The organism is Sphaerisporangium viridialbum (assembly GCF_049674955.1).
Taxonomy (GTDB): domain Bacteria; phylum Actinomycetota; class Actinomycetes; order Streptosporangiales; family Streptosporangiaceae; genus Sphaerisporangium; species Sphaerisporangium viridialbum.
Genome location: NZ_CP187232.1, coordinates 6,073,751 through 6,091,537 on the forward strand (window position 1 = coordinate 6,073,751; position 17,787 = coordinate 6,091,537).

The following is a 17,787-nucleotide window of genomic DNA, read 5'->3' on the forward strand; positions in this document are numbered from 1 at the left end:
GAGGAAGCGATGAGCCTGCTCGAACTCGACGGCCTGACCGTCCGCTACGGCGGCGTCACCGCCGTGGACTCGGTCAGCTTCGCGATTGAGCCCGGAACCCTGGTCGGGCTGATCGGCCCCAACGGTGCCGGCAAGACCACGATGATCGATGCGATCACCGGCATGGTCCGCTACGGGGGTGACATCCGGCTGGACGGTGAGAGCGTCACCTCCTGGCCGGCGCACCGCCGGAGCCGCGCGGGCATCATCCGCACCTTCCAGTCGCTGGAACTCTTCATGGAGCTCACCGTCCGGGAGAACCTCCAGACGTACGCGCGCGTACACGCGGGTGGCCCCTTGGCGGACCCCGTGGCGTACGCGCTCGAACGGCTCGACGTCGCCTGGGCCGCGGACAGGTACCCGTCCGAGCTGTCCCACGGAACGGCCCGGCTGGTCTCCGTCGCCCGGGCGCTGGCAGCCGGTCCGCGCCTGCTGCTCCTGGACGAGCCTGCCGCCGGTCTCGACGCGCAGGAGTCGCAACTGCTCGGCGCCAAGCTCAGGAACCTGGTCGCCGCCGGTGAGACGACCGTCCTGCTCGTCGACCACGACGTCGACCTGATCATGAACGTCTGCGACGACATCCAGGTCCTCGACTTCGGCAAGCGGATCGCCTGCGGGCCCCCGTCCGTCATCCGCGAGGACCCGGAGGTGGCCCGTGCCTACCTCGGCACGGACGTGACCACCACCGAGCCCGTCACCGGAGGAATGGCATGACCAGCACGTTGTCCGAGAACGCTCCGGTCCCGCCGATCCTCGACATCACGGGTGTGAACGCGGGCTACGGGCGCATCCAGGTACTGCACGACGTGAGCCTGTCGGTCCGCGCCGGAGAGATCGTCAGCCTGCTCGGCCCCAACGGGGCGGGCAAGACCACGACGTTGCTGGCGTGCTCGGGCATGGTGAAGGTCTCCGCGGGCGACATCAGGCTCGCGGACGAGACGCTGCTCAAGCACAGCCCGCACGTCATCGCCCGCAAGCGTCTGGCGCACATCCCCGAGGACCGGTCGCTCTTTCCCTCGCTGACGGTCGACGACCACCTTCGGCTGAGCGCCAAACCCGGCGGCCTCGACGTGCTCGAACTCTTCCCCGAGTTGAAGAAGCGGCACAACAAGCGGGCCGGGGTGCTGTCCGGCGGCGAGCAGCAGATGCTCGCCCTGGGGCGGGCACTGGTGGCCGACCCGCGGGTGCTGCTCGTCGACGAGATGTCGATGGGACTCGCCCCGGTGATCGTGGAGCGGCTGTTCGCCGCGCTGCGGGACATCGCCGTGTCCAAGGGGCTCGCCGTGCTCATGGTGGAGCAGCACATCCATCTCGCCCTGAAGTACGCCCAGCGCGGCTACGTGCTGTCGGGGGGCCGGATCAGAACCCAGGGCACCGCCGCGGAACTGGTGGAGCGCTGGTCGGAGATCGAGTCCTCCTACCTGGGCCGTTAGCCGCCGGTATTCACCCCCCTGATGACCGGCCTCCACCAAGTCATGACCGATACCAAGGAGTAGCGAACAGCATGAAATCACGTTCACGGAGTCTTCGAACGGGTGCGGCCGCCATCGCGGTCGCGGCCCTCGCGCTGGCGGGCTGCTCGGCGGAGGAGCCCAAAGACGCCGGGGCCGGCACCGGCGGTCTCAAGGGCGACCCGATCAAGCTCGGTTCCATCCTGACCATCACCAATCCCGCCTGGTCCAACGCCTCGGTGAAGACGGTCAACGAGGCCTGGGCGTCCCATATCAACACCGACCTCGGCGGGATCGGCGGTCGTCCCGTCGTCGTGGAGAGCTGCGACGACCACGGCGACCCGGCCAAGACCTCCCAGTGCCTTAACAACCTGATGGACTCGGGTGTGGTCTCTCTGGTCAACGACTCCTCGCTCGCGTTCGGCGCCAACGCGCTCCCCGCGGCGGAGAAGGCCGGCCTGGCCAACATCGGCGGGTGGCCGGTCAGCCCCGACGAGTACACCAGCAAGGTCAACTTCCCCACCACCCCCGGAGCCGTCGGCTCCTACCCCGCGATCGCGGTGCACTTCGCGGCGACCGGGAGCAAGAAGCTCGCCGTCGCCTATACCAACACCCCCTCAGGACAGCAGGTCGGTGAGGCCCTGAAGAAGCTGTGGACCGAGCTCGGCGGCGCCGACTACTTCATGACCGAGTTCGACCCCACGGCCACGGACTTCACCCCCACCCTGACGAAGATCGCCGCAGAGAAGCCGGACGCGGTCATCCTGGCCGTCGGTGAGGGCCCCGCACCCCGGATGCTCCAGGCAGCGAAGATCGCCGGCCTTACCGCCAAGATCGGCGTCTCGGCCACGCCGGCCACCAAGAAGGTCTTCGACGCCGCCGGAGAGGCCGCCAACGGCCTCTACATCGCGTTCGCCTCGGTCCCGTCCGACTACGACAGCGCGGACGCGAAGACCTACCGCGACGTGCTCGCCAAGAGCTCACCCGGCCTGGAACTGACCAACCAGACCGCGGTCGCGGCCTCCTCGATGCAGTACGCCTACGACATCCTCAGCTCGATCAAGGGCGACATCACCAAGGAGTCCGTGCTGAAGAAGCTCCAGGAGAACACTCCCTGGAAGGGCTTCCTGACCCACCCGACCGACCCGGCCCACGCGCCGGAGAGCATGCCGCAGATCTCCAACCCCTACAACCTGGTCTCCCAGTACAAGGACGGCAAGTTCACCCCGGCGCCCATCGACGATCCGGGCAACCTGGCCGACCACATCGACGTCGTCGGTGAGCTGACCTGGATCGCCGGCACCCCGCCGAAGCGCTGACGCCCGCCCTCCACCTACCTGGGCCGTCAGCCGCCGAAACCGAAACGACGGTGCCCCCGCCCGATCCGGGCGGGGGCACCGTCGTGTCCACGGCGGCCGGCGCGGTCAGCCGGCGAGGTCCCGGGTGGCGTGCAGGCCGGCCAGGTAGGCGAAGACCATGGCAGGGCCGAGCGTGCCGCCCGCGCCGCCGTAGGTCATACCGAACGGGGAGGCCATCACGTTCCCCGCGGCGTAGAGACCCTCGATCGGCTCGCCGTCGATGTCGAGCACCCGGGCGTCGGGGTCGACCCGCGGGCCGCCCTTCGTACCGAGCGCGCCGCTCTTGATGGGGATCGCGTAGTACGGCGCCTCGTCCAGGCGGCCGAGGGTGCCACGGACGTCACGCTTGTACGCCGGGTCGCCCCACCAGCGGTCGTGGGCGCTCTCGCCACGGTGGAAGTCGGGGTCGGCGCCCTTGTCCACGTGCTCGTTCCAGCGCCGCACCGTGGCGTTCAGCTCCTCCGCGGGGACACCCAGGTGCAGGGCGAGCGCGTCCAGGGTCTCGAAGCCCTCCAGCCACGCCGGGGGCTCCTCGCCTGCCGGGTGGGGGCCGACGGTGCCGTAGGCGCGCAGGTATCCCTGGTCGAAGATCAGCCAGCAGGGAAGGTTGGCGTACTCGAAGGACGCGACGTCCTCGACGTGGAAGGCGCCTCCGAAGGCGTTGTAGTTGGCCGCCTCGTTGGTGAAGCGGCGGCCCTTCCTGTTGACCATGATCGAGCGCGGGCGGGTGCGCTCGGCGCTGATCATCGCGCGGTTCATGTCGTTGATGCCCTCGGGCAGATCGGCGGCCGGGATCCACCACGCCTCGCGCATGTTCCCGAGCATCGCGCCGGCCTTCATGGCCATGCGCAGGCCGTCCCCGGTGTTGGTTCTCATCGACACCGGGTGGGTGAGGGGGCCCCGCAGGAAGGCCCGCTTGAGCTCCTCGTTCCACTCGAAGCCACCGGTGGCGAGGACGACCCCCCAGGTGGCGCGGGCCTCGCGCGGGCCCTCGGGGGTGTCGAAGCGGACGCCGACCACCCGGCCGTCCTCGACGACCAGCTCACGGGCCCGGTGCGAGACCCTCGGCTCGATCCCGGCGGCGAGGCAGGCCTTGAGCAGCCGTCCGATCAGTGCCTGCCCGCGGCCGCGCTCGTCGCGGACCGCGCGGCGCGCGAACTCCTCCTCGGACGGCAGCTGAGGCACGACGGCGCCGAGCGAGGTCTCGCTCATGGTCAGGTGCTGGTTGGGGTAGTAGGGGCTGCGGGTGACCCTGTCCTGCCACTCCCCCAGCTCGTCGAACGGGAAGAGCGGGCACTCGATCGTTCGGCCGCCACCGGGCTTTCCTCCCGGGTGCTCCGGGTGGTAATCGGGGAAGTCCGCGACGGCATGGAACTCGGTGCCCGCCGACCGGTCGAGGAAGCCGACCATCTCGGGGCCCGCCTTGAGGTAGGCGCGGATCAGGGACTCCTCGATCATGTCGCGAGAGAGCGACATGATGTACTCGAAGGCCTCCTCCTCGCTGTCCTGGACCCCGATCACGGCCTGGTGCGGGTTGTCGGGGATCCACACGTGACCACCGGACCACGCGGCCGTGCCCCCGACCTCGTGTGCCTTCTCGAACAGACCTACTCGCGCGCCACCGCCGGCGGCGGTGACGGCCGCCGTCAGCCCGGCAGCGCCCGTGCCCAGCACGATGACATCGAACCGTTCGGCCATCTCCCGCACCTGCTCTTTCCTTCTCGTCGTACCGGCCAAAGCTACGCGATCTATCTATTGACGTGCAAGGGCAGATTTGCCAGAGTGCCAGCAGACCGAATTAGGGAGCTCAGATGCAGTTCCATGAAGCCATTGCGCGCGCGCTTGCCGACCAAGGCGTGGAGACCATCTTCGGAGTCCTCGGGGACGCCAACCTGTACATGATGGACAGCTTCGAGCGCGTGACCGGGGGCAAGTACTACTCCTGCTCCAACGAGGCCGGCGCCGTTCTCGCCGCCAACGGGTTCGCCCGTACATCGGGCGGGCTCGGTGTCGCCACCGTGACCCACGGCCCCGCGCTGACCAACACCGTGACGGCCCTCGTCGAGAGCGTGAAGGACCACACGCCCGTCCTCCTCATCGCCGGTGACACGGCCGTGGTGGACCGCGAGAACTTCCAGAACATCCCGCAGCGGGATGTCGTGCTGCCGACCGGCGCCGGCTTCGAGCAGGTCCGCTCGCCACAGACCGTGCTCGATGACCTGGCCGTGGCGATCCGGCGAGCCCACCTGGAGAAGCGGCCGATCGTGCTCAACGTCCCGGTCGAGTTCCAGTGGGAGGACGTCCAGTATCGGAAGGTCGAGCCGAAGTTCGTCGACTCCCAGGCGGTCGCGCCGGACCCGGCCGCGCTCGACGCCGCGGTCGGCATCGTCGCCAGTGCCGACCGTCCGATCGTGCTCGCCGGTCGCGGTGCCGCCACGCCGGAGGGCAAGGCGGCCCTGCTGCGGCTGGCCGAGCGCATCGGCGCCCCGGTCGCCACGACGCTGCGCGGCAAGGACCTGTTCCGCGGGGAGCGCCACGACCTCGGTATCTGCGGCACCCTGTCGCACGAGGTCGCGCTCGACACGATCACACAGAGCGACTGCATCATCGCCTTCGGCGCCGGTCTCAACAAGTGGACCACCGCCGAGGGCTCGGTGCTGGAGAAGAAGCAGGTCATCCACGTCGACCTCGAGCGCGAGAGCATCAACCGGTTCTCGCCCAGCGACGTCGGCATCGTCGGCGACGCCGCGACCGTGGCGGACACGATCGTCGGCTGGCTGGACGAGGCCGAGGTCAAGCCCACCGGCTTCGCCTCCGACGAGCTCGCCGAGCGTCTCGCGGCGTACTCCGACGCGAAGTTCACCGACCTCAGCACCGAAGAGACGGTGGACATCCGCACTGCCCTGCTCAAGGTCGAGGAGGCGTTCCCTGACGACCGCACGCTGGTCTTCGACGGCGGCCGGTTCATCTTCAACGCGTTCACCATGCTGCACTGCCCGGAGCCCAGGGCGTACGTGCACACCGTCAACTACGGCTCGATCGGCCTCGGCATGGGCAACGCGATTGGCGCGTCCTTCGGCGCCCCCGGACGGCCCACCCTGCTGATCACCGGTGACGGCGGCTTCATGCTCGGCGGCCTCGCCGAGTTCAACACCGCCGTGCGGCACAAGGTGGACCTGGTCGCCGTCGTGTTCAACGACTCGGCCTACGGCGCCGAGCACATCCAGTTCCGCAACAAGGACATGGATCCGGCCATCTCCACCTTCGAGTGGCCCGACTTCGGCCCGATCGCCATGGCGCTCGGTGGTCAGGGCTTCACGGTCCGCAACCTGGCCGAGCTCGACGAGGCACTCGCCGCGATCGAGACCAGGGACCGGCCCATCCTGATCGACATCAAGATCGACCCGGACAAGGTGTCGATGGCAGGTCACTGAGTCACGAGATCACGGAAGGGCGCCGGCTACGGCCGGCGTCCCTTCCGCGGCGCTTCCGCGGTCACCGGATCGGCGGTCTCTGGTGGTTGAGCGGCCATCTCGGTGATCCTCTCGACGACGCCTTCGCCAAGAATCTAACCCTACACGTAAGACGTTTAGTGAGATAGGCTCTTACCCTCGCCCTGAGGAGGTGCCTTCGTGGACGGATACGACGTGGTGGTGCTCGGCACCGGAGCGTCCGGGCTGACCGCCGCGCTGGCGGCAGCCGGCGACGGAGCCTCGGTAGGACTGTTCGAGAAGGCCGACCGGATCGGAGGGACCACAGCGCTCTCCGGTGGCGTCATCTGGCTCCCGGACAACAGATACGCCGCCGAGGCGGGTGTCACCGACAGTCGCGAGCAGTCGCTGGCCTACTTGGACTCGCTCTCCAACGGCAGCATGCGGCCGGAGATGGTCGAGGCCTTCGTCGACAATGTCGCCTCCACGCTCAACTGGCTCGAACGCGAGACCCCGCTCCAGCTCAAGCTGGTCCCCGGATACCCTGACTACCACCCCGAGCACCCCGGCGGCCTGCCCGGCGGAGGTCGTTCGCTTGAGCCCGAACTGGTCAGCACGTACGAGCTGGGCGCCTGGCAGGACCGGCTCGTCGGTGGTCCCCGGCGCCTCTACATCAGCGAGATCCCCAGTGGGGGCGGGACGGGCGTCATCGCGCCGGAGCTCTTGGCGCAGCGGACGTCCGCCTCGCAGGAGGGCCTGGGCCGTGGTCTGGTCGCCGCACTGCTGCGGGGCTGCCTGGACCGGGGGATCGAGCCCCGCACCGGCATGCGAGCCGCCGAACTGCTGGTCGAGGACGACCGCGTCGCCGGCGTCCGCTTCGAGTCCGCATCCGGGTCCCATGAGGTCCGCGCGACGAAGGCGGTCATCATCGCCACCGGCGGGTTCGAGCACGACCCGGAGCTGGTGCGGGACTTCCTCCGCGGACCGATCACCCACCCACCCGGTGTGCCGAGCAACACCGGGGACGGGTTACGTCTGGCGATGCGGATCGGCGTCCGGCTCAGCGGCATGCGCGAGGCCTGGTGGGTGCCCGTCGTTCTCGTGCCGGCCGCGGACGGGTCGACCACTTCGACCCTCCTGCTACGCGAGCGGACCCTGCCCGGGACGCTCATGGTGAACGCGCGGGGACAGCGGTTCACGAACGAGGCCGCCAGTTACAACGCGCTCGGTGCCGCCTTCCACGCCTTCGACGTCAGCGCGTTCGCCTACGCGAACCTTCCGGCCTGGCTCGTCTTCGACGACGCGTGCGTGAAGAAGTACGGCGTCTTCGGGACGGCTCCGGGCTCTGGCGCCCCAAGCTGGCCGGCCCGCGCCGACACCCTCGACGGCCTCGCGGAACGGATCGGCGTCCCGGCGGCCGAGCTGGCGGCGACGGTGGCGCGTTTCAACGACCACGTCCGGGCCGGGAACGATCCCGACTTCCGCCGCGGCGAGAGCGTGTACGACGGCTGGTGCGGCGACCAGACCCATTACCGCACTCCACAGGCGACGCTCGGAACCCTCACCACCGGCCCGTTCTACGCCGTGCCGGTCCACCCCAGCGCGCTGGGCACAAAGGGCGGTCCACGGACGACGACCACCGGTCAGGTGCTCAGGGTCGACGACACTCCGGTCGAGGGACTGTACGCCGTGGGCAACGCCATGGCCGCCGCCACCGGGATGGCCTATGGCGGAGCCGGAGGGACGCTCGGCCCGGCCATGGTATTCGCCTACCTCGCCGGCCGGCGCGCAGCGAAGAACTAGGGGAAACGACATGTCGCACCAGGTCCAAGGCAGCCTCCTGTTCCAGCCGATTCGCATCGGCACCATGGAGCTGCGCAATCGGATCATGCTGCCGCCGCACGGCCGCCTGACCGGTGACCTCTTCGGTAGCGAACGGCAGGCGCAGGCCAACATCGCCTACTGGCGTCAGCGCGCCGAGAGCGGTGCCGCCTGGATCTGCGGCATCAACGGATTCGTCGGCAACGTGGCCATCCCCGGCTTCGAGCCGACCGGGCTCGGCGCGACCATGCGCGGCGTCTTCCGGCTGCCGCTGTTCCGGGAGCGGGCCGCGCGGTACGCCGAGGCGATCCACGCCGCCGGTGCGTACGCGGCGGCACAGCTGATCATGCAGGGCGGGATGCCGCACTCGCCGTCGGGCCTGCTGGCCAACTACACCAACAACCAGGTCCCGCACGTGCTGACGCCCGACGAGATCGCCTTGTTCGTCGAGGAGTACGCCTTCTCCGCCGGTGAGGTCAAGGCCGCCGGCCTTGACGGTGTCGAGCTGCACGCCAACCACGAGGATCTGCTCCAGCTGTTCCTCTCCCCCGCCACCAACCACCGCGAGGACGAGTACGGCGGGGACCACTCCGGCCGCATGCGCCTGCTCCTCGACGTGCTGCGCCGGATCCGCCAGGAGGTCGGCCCGGACTTCACCGTCGGGGTACGGCTGAACATGGACGAGCTGTTCGAGGGCGGCTACGACCTGGACGAGGGGCTGGCCATCGCGACCTCGCTGCAGGCCGGCGGGACCATCGACTACCTGCACTGCGTGGTCGGAAACAACTGGGGCGCGCCCAGCTACATCCAGCCGCACAACTACGCCGTCGCCCAGTGGTCGGACCTCGCGCGCCGGTTCAAGGAGACGCTCGACCTCCCGGTCGTCTACACCGGCCGGGTCGCGACGGCCGCCGCGGCGGCCCGCATCGTCGACGAGGGGCATGCCGATGTCGTCGGTATGGCCCGGGCCATGTTCGCCGACGGTGACCTCATCGCGAAGGCCCGTGACGGCCGGGCCTCGGAGATCCGGCCCTGTATCGGCACGAACGACTGTCTGCACCGGGTCGTCGTGGAGGGAATGCGTTTCGGCTGCTCGGTGAACCCGCGTACCGGGCGCGAGAGCGAGCCGCCGCTGCCGCGGGCCGAGTCTCCCAAGCGGGTGCTCATCGCCGGCGCGGGGCCGGCCGGCCTCGAGCTGGCGGGCCTGCTGGCCGAGCGCGGCCACCGGGTGGCTCTCTGGGAGCGTGAGCGTGAGGTCGGCGGGCAGATGCGCGTCGCGGCGAAGGCGGCCGAGAACGCGGCATACGCGGACTTCCTGTCCTTCCAGGAGCGGCGTCTCGCCGGCCTCGGCGTCGACGTCCAACTCGATCGCGCGGCGACGGCCGATGCCGTGGTGGACGCCGGTTTCGCCGTCGTGGCGGTGGCCACCGGCGCCCGAGCCCGCCGCCCCGCGATCCCCGGCGCGGACCAGCCGTTCGTGGTCGAGGGGCGCGAGGTCATGCTCGGCTGGGCACAGGCCGGTCAGAAGGTGCTCGTGGTCGCGATGGAGGACCACATGCAGCCGCTCACGATCGCGGGCTACCTGACCGATCTCGGCAAGGACGTGACCGTGCTCTACCCGACGCCCTCGATCGCACCCCTGGTGGGGAAGTACTCGATCGGCGCGGCCCTTGCCAAGCTCACGGCGGCGGGCGCCCGGATCGAGGTGATGCAACGGGTGGCCGGTATCGAGCCGGGCCGCGTCGTCTCCCGCAACGTCTTCTCCGGGGCTTCACACGAGCACATCGGCTACGACTCGGTGGTGCTGGCGTGCGGAGGACAGGCGGAGTCCTCGCTGTACACCGCGTTGCGGGACCGGGTGCCGGAGCTGCACATCCTCGGTGACGCCTACGCGCCGCGCCGGATCTCGTTCGCGACCCGGCAGGCGTACGAGCTCGCGCACCGTATCTGACTCCCACAGGCCTACGAGCCCCATGGCCCAGCCCGCTGTCAGAAGCCGAGGTCGCGGCCGATGATCTCTTTCATGATCTCGGTGGTGCCGCCGAAGATCGTGTGGATCCTGGCATCGCGCCAGGCCCGCGAGATCGGATACTCGTCCATGTAGCCGTACCCGCCGTGCAGCTGCAGGCAGGTGTCGGTGGTGCGCTTCATCAGCTCGGTGGTCCACCACTTGGTCTTCGCGGCGTCGACCGGGCTGAGCGTTCCGGCGTTGAGCTCGAGGATCGCGCGGTCGAGGTAGACCTGGGCCATGTCGATCTCGGTCGCCATCTCCGCGAGCCTGAACCGGCTGTTCTGGAAGCTGCCGATCTCTTGGCCGAACGCCTTGCGCTCGTGGCAGTACCGCACGGTCCACTCAAGGGCGGCCTGCGCGACGGCGACGGCGACGACGGAGATCGAGACGCGCTCCTGAGGCAGGTTGTTCATCAGGTAGGAGAAGCCCTTGCCCTCCTCGCCGAGGAGATTCGCGGTGGGCACCCGCACGTTCTCGAAGATCATCTCGGCCGTGTCCTGGGAGTGCATGCCGGCCTTGGCCAGTTTGCGGCCACGGAGGAAGCCGGGCATGCCGCGTTCGACGACGAGCAGGCTGATACCGCGCGCACCGGCCGAGGGGTCGGTCTTCGCCACCACGATCACGAGGTCCGAGTGGATGCCGTTGGTGATGAACGTCTTCGTGCCGTTGAGGAGGTAGGAGTCCCCTTCACGGATCGCGGTGGTGCGCACCGCCTTGAGGTCGCTGCCGGTACCGGGCTCGGTCATGGCGATCGCGGTGACGATGTCGCCCGAGCAGAAGCCGGGCAGCCAGCGCTGCTTCTGCTCCTCGGTGCCCAGCTCGAGGAGGTACGGCGCGACGACGTCGTTGTGCAGTCCGAAGCCCGAGCTGAGCGATGCCGCGCCGCTGCGCGCGAACTCCTCCACGAGGATCGCGTTGTAGCGGAAGTCCGGCTCACCCCCACCGCCGTGCCTGTCCGGGACGGCCATGCCGAGGAAGCCGGACTCCCCGGCCAGATTCCACAGCTTCCGGTCGACCAGGCCCTCGGCCTCCCAACGGTCGTACTCCGAGGCGACGTGCCGCTTGATGAACTGGCGTACGGCGTCCCGGAAGTCATTGTGGTCGGACTCGAAGAGTGTGCGTTCCATCGACGGCTCCGGTGGGGTTGATGGTTTCCGTGTGGTCAGCTCGCCTCGAGGTCCGCGTCGCCGTTCTCCTCGCTGACCCAGCGCAGCAGGGTCGGCGCCGGGGAACCGGCGGTCTTGCGAGACTTGGCGGCTTCGTCGACGAGGTCGTGCAGGCGGTTGAGCACCCGAATCCTGTGGTTGAGCTCAGAGAGCTTCTCCTGGAGGATCGCCTGCGTCCGCTTGGACGCGGAGGCGCCGGTCAGCGCGAACCGGCCCAGCTCGGCGATCTCGTCGAGACCGAAGCCGAGCTGCTTCAGGATGCGAGCACCCTCTACGTAGAAGATGTATTCGCGTGGGTAGCGGCGCGTCCCGCCTGTGGTTCTCTCGGGGGGTGGAAGAATCCCGAGTTCCTCGTAGTAGCGGATCGTGCGGGTGGACACGTTGGTCTGTTCGGCGAGCTCACCGATGCTGAGCGCGTCGCTCTCCGTGCCCTTGGACTTGCCGCCCGGCTCGGCCGGATCAGAGGTCGAGCGACTGCCGCGCTTGGGCGCGGTTTCCGCTGATCCTGTGCGAGTCGATGGCGCATGACGAGCTGCCATGGCGTTCCTCTTCGTCGTTGCGTCGTCAACCAACTGTTAGTTGACGGAATTCGTTAAGGGTATCAATTCCCATACCGTCAGCCTCGCGACTCAGGGCCCTTGCGCGCGGCTTCGGAGTCATCGGCGGGCCGGGAGCCGACCCAGATGTTGATCAGCGCCGAGATGATGACCTCGCCGCGCTGGTTGAGGATGTCCTCCTTGATGGTCACCACGCCTCCGGGCGCCTTGTCCTTCTTCTCGAGGATCTCCATGACCGGGTGGATGGTGTCTCCGATGAAGCACGGGGCGAGGAACTTGACCTTTTCCATACCCAGGAACGCGACGACGCGGCCGGGCAGGAGAGGGATGAGCCCGGCGCCACAGGAGAGCACGAGCAGCCCATGTGCGATGCGTCGCTTGAACGGCGTGGTCTTGGCGTACTCGGCGTCCATGTGCAGACCGAAGTGGTCACCGGTCACGCCGGCGAAGTTCACCACGTGGGTCTCGGTGATGGTGATACCGGTGAACTCGCGCTTGTCGCCGACGTTGAGCTCGTCGTAGTACCGGTCGAACACGTGGACTCCTCGCCGGGTCTTCGCGGCCGCCGGAGCGACCCTCGAGAAACTTCCTGTTGACGTTGAACGTTATATCTCACAATAATACCGGAGTGCAATCACTCGCGACGTCATAGATCCGCGCGAAAGTCCTGCGCAGGATCAAGACGGACTACGCCGATGCTGCGAGAAGAGATCGGCGGGAGTCACCGCCGAAGCCCGTGCGGAGGGCTTCGGCGCAGCACAGGCAGCGCGTCACCTGCCGGTCATCGCTTCGATCGATGTCCGGCGCGCCGCACTCGCCCACGATACGGAGAGGTCGGAAACGACGACTATGACTGGTGAAACGGTCACTGCGCCAGCGAACAGGTACCGGCTCGCTGGGGAGTGGCGGGAAGCGAACGACGCCCAGACCCTGCCGGTGGTCTCACCGGTCGACGGGTCCGTCATCGGCAGCGTCCACGAGTACACGCACGACGAGATCGATTCGGCCTTCGCGGCCGCGCACCGGGCCCAGCCGCGCTGGGCCGCCCGGCCCCTGATCGAGCGCGCCGGCCTGCTGCACAAGTTCGCCGGCCTGCTCGCGGAGAGCGCGACGGTGATCGGCGACGTGCTGATGATGGAAGTCGCCAAAGCGCGCAAGGACGCCAGGGACGAGGTCATCCGGTCCGCCGACTACATACGGCACACCGCTGAGGACGCCAAGCGGATCATCGGTGAGTCGCAGTTCTCCGACTCCTTCCCCGGGCAGGCCCGCAACAAGCTGGCCATCGTCCACCGGGTGCCGCTCGGCACGGTCCTGGCGATCCCCCCGTTCAACTACCCGGTGAACCTGGCGGTCTCCAAGATCGCGCCCGGTCTGGTGACCGGTAACGCGGTCGTGCTCAAGCCTCCGTCGCAGGGCGCCCTGAGCGGGCTGATGATGTGCGAGCTCGCCTACGAGGCGGGCATCCCTCCGGAGATCCTTCAGGTGGTCACGGGCCGCGGCTCCCGTATCGGTGACTACCTGGTCCAGCACCCGGGCGTCGACCTGATCACGTTCACCGGATCATCGGAGACCGGCGCCGACCTGGCCCGTAAGGCCGGGATGATCCCGCTGCTCCTCGAACTGGGTGGCAAGGACCCGGCGATCGTGCTCGCCGACGCCGACCTCGAGGCGGCCGCCGCCGACATCGTCGCCGGCGCCTTCTCCTACAGCGGCCAGCGCTGCACGGCGGTCAAGCGGGTCCTGGTGATCGACAGCGTGGCGGACCGGCTGGTCGCCAAGATCGCGGAGCGGACGGCGAAGCTCACCGTCGGTGACCCGCGGGACAACGCCCAGATCACCCCGCTGGTCGACCCGCAGTCGGCGGTCGACGCGGAGAGGATGACCAATGACGCGGTCGCCGGCGGTGCCGTGCTGATCCACGGAGGCACCCGCGAGGGCGGCCTCATGCAGCCCACCGTCGTCGATCACGTCACCGCGGAGATGGAACTGGCCTGGGTGGAACCCTTCGCTCCGGTGCTCCCGATCATTCGGGTCAGCAGCGCGTCCGAGGCGATCCGAATCAGCAACCGGTCGGAGTACGGACTCCAGGCGGCCATCTTCACCAGTGACATCGACACCGCGATTCAGATCGCGGCACGACTCGACGTGGGAACCGTCCAGGTGAACGGCCGCACGGCCCGCGGACCGGACCACTTCCCGTTCCTCGGCACCAAGGCCTCGGGCATGGGCACGCAGGGCGTGAAGCCGTCCATCGAGGCGATGACACGGGTGAAGTCACTGGTGGTGAACCTCCGTGAGAGGGACCTCGCTGCGGAGGCCTGATCCTCGACCAGGAAGATGGCAGGTCACAGGGGTGGGGCGGGAACTTTCGCCTCACCCCGATGGCGCCGCAGGGAAAGTGGGATCTTCGTAATGCTCGTCAGCGACATCGTGCGCCGCAACGCACAGTTCTTCGGGGACCAGGACGCGGTCGTCGTGCCCGGTGGCCCGACCCGGACCTGGTCGGAGCTCGATGCCCGGACCAACGCGTTCGCCAACGCGCTGCTCGATCTCGGCCTGCGGAAGGGCGACCGGCTCGCCATCTTCGCCCCGAACTGCGGGGAGTACATCGAGTTCTTCTTCGCGTGTGCGAAATCCGGTGTCGTCGGAGCCGCCACGAACATCCGCCTGGCGGCCCAGGAGATCGCTTCGTACCTCGCCTACGTGGAGCCGGCCGCGGTGCTGGTGCATGCCGACCTCGCGGACCAGGCACGCGCATGGCTCCCCGAGGTCCCGGCCGCCCGCCACGTCATCGGCATCGGGAAGGGCCACGGTTTCGACCTGGACCTCGAGCGGCTCATCGGTTCCGCGTCCAGGGACGAGCCACCGGTCACGGTCGAGGAGACCGACGTCTACCAGCTCGGCGCGACGAGCGGCACCACCGGGATCCCCAAAGGCGCGATGATGACGCACCGCAACGCGGTCGCGGCGATGCTGAACTGGCTGGCCGAGATGCCGGTCCCGGAAAGCGGTACGGCGCTGCAGTGCATTCCTTTCTTCTTCAATCCCGGCGGCCCCGCAGGTCTGCATCCGGTGATGATGAAGGGCGGCCGGACCGTGATCCACCCCGGGTTCGCCCCCGGCACGTTCCTGCGTGCCGTCGCCGAGCACCGGGTGACCAACACCGTGCTGGTGCCCACCATGCTGCAGATGATCCTCGCCGAGCCTGATCGCGAGCGGTTCGACCTCTCCAGCCTCACCGGCATCAACACGGGCGGCTCGCCCCTGTCCGCGGCGCTCCTGCGGAGCGGGCGAGAGCTGGTCGGAGACATCTTCTACCCGCTGTACGGGATGGCCGAGAGCTACTCCTGCGCGGCCGTGCTGCGCCCTGAGGACCAGTTCACCGATGGCTCCGAGCAGCAGGTCCGGCAGCTGGCCTCCGTCGGCAAGCCGATGACGCTCACCCTGCTGCGGGTGGTCGACCCCAACGGCGACGACGTCCCCCACGACGGGACCACAGGCGGGGAGATCTGGCTCGCCGGCGACACCGTCTCCCGCGAGTACTTCCGCATGCCCGACGAGACCGCGCACAGCCGTTCGGGAGAGTGGTTCAAGACCGGAGACGTCGCGGTGGTCGACGAGGAGGGATTCGTCACCATCGTCGACCGGCTCAAGGACATGATCATCACCGGCGGCATCAACGTCTTCTGCATCGAGGTGGAGAGGACCCTGATGCTGCACCCGGGAGTGGAACAGGCCGCGGTCATCGGGATGCCTCACCCCACCTGGGGTGAGGCGATCCACGCCGTCGTACGCCGCGCCGTGGGGAGCGAGGTCTCGGAGGAGGAGCTGATCGAGTTCGCCGCCGCCCGGCTCGCGCATTACAAGAAGCCCCGGTCGGTGGAGTTCGTCGACGCGCTTCCGATCAGCGGCACCGGAAAGGTCCTCAAGCGCGAGCTGAGAGATGCGAGAAGGACGTCCTGACGGGGCATCCTCGCATCACCACGGTGATCTGGAAGCGCGCGCGGTATGCGGCCAGTGATGCCGTCCTACTGGCACGACTCTCCGTTCATGTAGAGGGGCGACACCCCGGCGTCCTCGTGCGGCCGGGTCAGCCGGTGGGGATGCGGGTGAAGCGGCCGGCCACGTGCAGGTCGTCCTCGATGCGCGCCGCCGCCTCCCGCAGCGGCGGGAGCACGTTCTCGCGGGCCTGCCCGATGGTGCCCCTGCTGGCGTGCGTCGAGACGTTGACCGCCGCGACGACCTCACCGCCGCGGTCGCGCACCGGGACGGCGACGGAGCGCAGCCCCTCTTCCAGCTCCTGGTCGACCAGGGCGTAGCCGTCCCGCGCGGCCTGGTCCACGAGCGTGGCGAGCCGTTCGGCCGAGGTGACCGTGTGGCGCGTCAGCGGCCTCAGGTCCGCGCGGGCCAGGGACGCGGCGCGCCCGGCCGGGGGCAGGCCCGCCAGCAGGACCCGTCCCATGGACGTCGCGTACGCGGGGAACCTCGTGCCCGGCGTGATGTCGACGCTCATGATGCGCACGGCGGGCACTGCGGGGACGCGGGCGACGTACTGGATGTCGTCCCCGGCGAGGACGGCCATCGACGCCGAGTCGTGCACGCGCTCCACCAGCCAGGACAGGTGCGGCCCGGCGATCTGCGGCAGCGTCAGCCTGGAGAGACAGGCGAACCCCAGATCCAGGACCCGAGGAGCCGGCCGGAACAGCGAGCCCTCCACGGCCACGTATCCGAGGTGGACGAGGGTGAGCAGCGAGCGCCGGACGGTCGCCCTGGCCAACCCGGTCGCCTCGGCCAGCCCGCTGAGCGGCACCCCGGCCTCCTCGAAGGCCGCGAGGACGCGGAGGCCCCGGGCGAGCGACTCCACGAACTCCGACCCGAGCTCCCGCTTCGACGTACGCGCCCGGTCGGACACCGGAGCGACGGCGGCCGGACGGGCGGCGGCCGGCCGCCCAGAAGCCGTACCGGCCGATTCCGGCGCGCCCGCAGGCGGCCCGGAGACCGTACCCGGCGAGACCCGTGCGCCCGCAGGCGGCCCGGAGACCGTACCGGCCGAGGCCCGCGCGCCCACGGGCGGCCCGGAGGGCGTGCCGGGGGAGGCCAGCGTGCCTTCCATCGCGGCGACCGTCGCCCGCAGCCGGGGCAGCACCGCCTCCAGGAGCGAACCGGCGTCGTGCCTGCTGGTGTGGCTCACCACGCTCACGACGCACACCTGGCGTCCCGCCCCGTCGCGAACCGGCACGGCCACGGCGACCAGCCCGGGCTCGATGAGCTGGTCGTCCAGCGACCACCCGTCCCGCCGCGCGCGGGTGATGCGTTCCTCGAACGTCGCGGCGGCGCGCCCGGCGCCGCGCGGCACGACGGGGAAGGCGGCGTTGCCAGGGTCGGCCTCCCGGCGGCGCCGCCAGAGCCGCCAGTCGTCCACGGACCAGTCGGCCGCGAACAGCGCCCCGACCGCTCCGCACTCGGCGGGCAGGCGATCGCCGATGCGGAAGGCCACCGACATCGCGCGCCTGCGGGTCGCCTGGTGCACGAACCGCACGCCGTCGCGGTCGGGGACGGCGAGCGAGACCGACTCGTCCAGCTCGTCGGCGAGGCGGTCGGCGAGCGGGCCGAGCGGGCCGGCGAGCCCGGACGCGGCCAGGTAGGCGTTGCCGAGCTCCATCAGCGCGGGGGTGAGCACCGCGTCCCGGCCGTCGAGCCGCGCGTAACCGACGCGGGCGAGCGTGCTCAGGATGCGGTCGACCGTGGAGCGCGCGAGGCCGGTGTCGCGCACGAGGTCGCCCACGCTCCTGCGCCCGCCGGCCACGGAGAGCCGGTCGACGACCGCCAGGCCCCTGATCAGCGGGCCAACCGCCTCGGGTGGCGGGACCGCCTCGCCGGTCATGCTCTTTCCACGTCTTGCGACCTCCGCCGGGAACGGTGCCATGCCCGGCGATTGACAGGACCGCCG

At 69.5% G+C, this 17,787-nt stretch carries 13 protein-coding genes; 8 read left to right on the top strand and 5 right to left on the bottom strand.

Annotated elements, in window-relative coordinates:
• Positions 1–9 precede the first annotated feature (9 nt).
• The 3 genes from ACOZ38_RS27260 to ACOZ38_RS27270 all read left to right on the top strand — a co-directional run bounded on the left by ACOZ38_RS27260 (position 10) and on the right by ACOZ38_RS27270 (position 2,809).
• Positions 10–753 (top strand): ABC transporter ATP-binding protein, encoded by a 744-nt coding sequence (locus ACOZ38_RS27260; protein WP_424534004.1) that lies wholly within the window; start codon positions 10–12, stop codon positions 751–753.
• Positions 750–1,472 carry an ABC transporter ATP-binding protein gene (locus ACOZ38_RS27265; RefSeq protein WP_424534005.1) on the top strand — a complete coding sequence of 241 codons (723 nt, stop codon included), beginning with the start codon at positions 750–752 and terminating at the stop codon, positions 1,470–1,472. The genes ACOZ38_RS27260 and ACOZ38_RS27265 overlap by 4 nt, the downstream gene beginning before the upstream one ends.
• Positions 1,473–1,543: 71 nt before the next feature.
• A complete protein-coding gene (locus tag ACOZ38_RS27270) occupies positions 1,544–2,809 on the top strand; it encodes an ABC transporter substrate-binding protein (RefSeq protein ID WP_424534006.1) in 1,266 nt (421 codons plus the stop codon).
• A gap of 105 nt (positions 2,810–2,914) precedes the next feature.
• Here the strand turns inward: ACOZ38_RS27270 and ACOZ38_RS27275 are convergent, their stop codons facing one another.
• Positions 2,915–4,546, bottom strand: a complete 1,632-nt coding sequence (locus tag ACOZ38_RS27275; protein WP_424534007.1) for an FAD-dependent oxidoreductase — start codon at positions 4,544–4,546, stop codon at positions 2,915–2,917.
• 113 nt (positions 4,547–4,659) lie between these two features.
• Between ACOZ38_RS27275 and ACOZ38_RS27280 the strand changes: the two genes are divergently transcribed.
• The 3 genes from ACOZ38_RS27280 (at position 4,660) to ACOZ38_RS27290 (ending at position 10,051) form a co-directional block, all read left to right on the top strand.
• On the top strand, positions 4,660–6,282 hold the full coding sequence (locus tag ACOZ38_RS27280) for a thiamine pyrophosphate-binding protein (protein ID WP_424534008.1): 1,623 nt from the start codon (positions 4,660–4,662) through the stop codon (positions 6,280–6,282).
• Positions 6,283–6,480: 198 nt separating this feature from the next.
• Positions 6,481–8,082 carry an FAD-dependent oxidoreductase gene (locus tag ACOZ38_RS27285; protein WP_424534009.1) on the top strand — a complete coding sequence of 534 codons (1,602 nt, stop codon included), beginning with the start codon at positions 6,481–6,483 and terminating at the stop codon, positions 8,080–8,082.
• Between the two features lie 10 nt (positions 8,083–8,092).
• Positions 8,093–10,051: an FAD-dependent oxidoreductase gene (locus tag ACOZ38_RS27290; RefSeq protein WP_424534010.1), complete on the top strand. Its 1,959-nt coding sequence runs from the start codon at positions 8,093–8,095 to the stop codon at positions 10,049–10,051.
• Between the two features lie 38 nt (positions 10,052–10,089).
• Here ACOZ38_RS27290 and ACOZ38_RS27295 read toward each other — a convergent pair whose 3' ends face one another.
• The 3 genes from ACOZ38_RS27295 to ACOZ38_RS27305 all read right to left on the bottom strand — a co-directional run bounded on the left by ACOZ38_RS27295 (position 10,090) and on the right by ACOZ38_RS27305 (position 12,370).
• A complete protein-coding gene (locus tag ACOZ38_RS27295; RefSeq protein WP_424534011.1) occupies positions 10,090–11,238 on the bottom strand; it encodes an acyl-CoA dehydrogenase family protein in 1,149 nt (382 codons plus the stop codon).
• Between the two features lie 35 nt (positions 11,239–11,273).
• On the bottom strand, positions 11,274–11,816 hold the full coding sequence (locus ACOZ38_RS27300; RefSeq protein WP_424534012.1) for a MerR family DNA-binding transcriptional regulator: 543 nt from the start codon (positions 11,814–11,816) through the stop codon (positions 11,274–11,276).
• Positions 11,817–11,893: 77 nt separating this feature from the next.
• Positions 11,894–12,370 (bottom strand): MaoC/PaaZ C-terminal domain-containing protein, encoded by a 477-nt coding sequence (locus tag ACOZ38_RS27305; RefSeq protein WP_424534013.1) that lies wholly within the window; start codon positions 12,368–12,370, stop codon positions 11,894–11,896.
• Between the two features lie 313 nt (positions 12,371–12,683).
• Here ACOZ38_RS27305 and ACOZ38_RS27310 point away from each other — a divergent pair, with 313 nt between their 5' ends.
• Together ACOZ38_RS27310 and ACOZ38_RS27315 are read left to right on the top strand one after the other, a co-directional pair.
• A complete protein-coding gene (locus tag ACOZ38_RS27310) occupies positions 12,684–14,159 on the top strand; it encodes an aldehyde dehydrogenase family protein (RefSeq protein WP_424534014.1) in 1,476 nt (491 codons plus the stop codon).
• 90 nt (positions 14,160–14,249) lie between these two features.
• Positions 14,250–15,800 (top strand): class I adenylate-forming enzyme family protein, encoded by a 1,551-nt coding sequence (locus ACOZ38_RS27315; protein WP_424534015.1) that lies wholly within the window; start codon positions 14,250–14,252, stop codon positions 15,798–15,800.
• Between the two features lie 127 nt (positions 15,801–15,927).
• On the opposite strand, the gene ACOZ38_RS27320 is transcribed toward ACOZ38_RS27315, so the two are convergent.
• A complete protein-coding gene (locus tag ACOZ38_RS27320) occupies positions 15,928–17,721 on the bottom strand; it encodes an IclR family transcriptional regulator domain-containing protein (RefSeq protein ID WP_424534016.1) in 1,794 nt (597 codons plus the stop codon).
• Positions 17,722–17,787 lie beyond the last annotated feature (66 nt).

Excerpts from the sequence above, each read along its gene's own strand:
- ACOZ38_RS27275 (WP_424534007.1), bottom strand. The coding sequence starts at position 4,546 with ATGGCCGAACGGTTCGATGTCATCGTGCTGGGCACGGGCGCTGCCGGG.
- ACOZ38_RS27320 (WP_424534016.1), bottom strand. The coding sequence starts at position 17,721 with ATGACCGGCGAGGCGGTCCCGCCACCCGAGGCGGTTGGCCCGCTGATC.
- ACOZ38_RS27300 (WP_424534012.1), bottom strand. The coding sequence starts at position 11,816 with ATGGCAGCTCGTCATGCGCCATCGACTCGCACAGGATCAGCGGAAACC.
- ACOZ38_RS27295 (WP_424534011.1), bottom strand. The coding sequence starts at position 11,238 with ATGGAACGCACACTCTTCGAGTCCGACCACAATGACTTCCGGGACGCC.
- ACOZ38_RS27315 (WP_424534015.1), top strand. The coding sequence starts at position 14,250 with ATGCTCGTCAGCGACATCGTGCGCCGCAACGCACAGTTCTTCGGGGAC.
- ACOZ38_RS27260 (WP_424534004.1), top strand. The coding sequence starts at position 10 with ATGAGCCTGCTCGAACTCGACGGCCTGACCGTCCGCTACGGCGGCGTC.
- ACOZ38_RS27270 (WP_424534006.1), top strand. The coding sequence starts at position 1,544 with ATGAAATCACGTTCACGGAGTCTTCGAACGGGTGCGGCCGCCATCGCG.
- ACOZ38_RS27265 (WP_424534005.1), top strand. The coding sequence starts at position 750 with ATGACCAGCACGTTGTCCGAGAACGCTCCGGTCCCGCCGATCCTCGAC.
- ACOZ38_RS27290 (WP_424534010.1), top strand. The coding sequence starts at position 8,093 with ATGTCGCACCAGGTCCAAGGCAGCCTCCTGTTCCAGCCGATTCGCATC.
- ACOZ38_RS27280 (WP_424534008.1), top strand. The coding sequence starts at position 4,660 with ATGCAGTTCCATGAAGCCATTGCGCGCGCGCTTGCCGACCAAGGCGTG.
- ACOZ38_RS27310 (WP_424534014.1), top strand. The coding sequence starts at position 12,684 with ATGACTGGTGAAACGGTCACTGCGCCAGCGAACAGGTACCGGCTCGCT.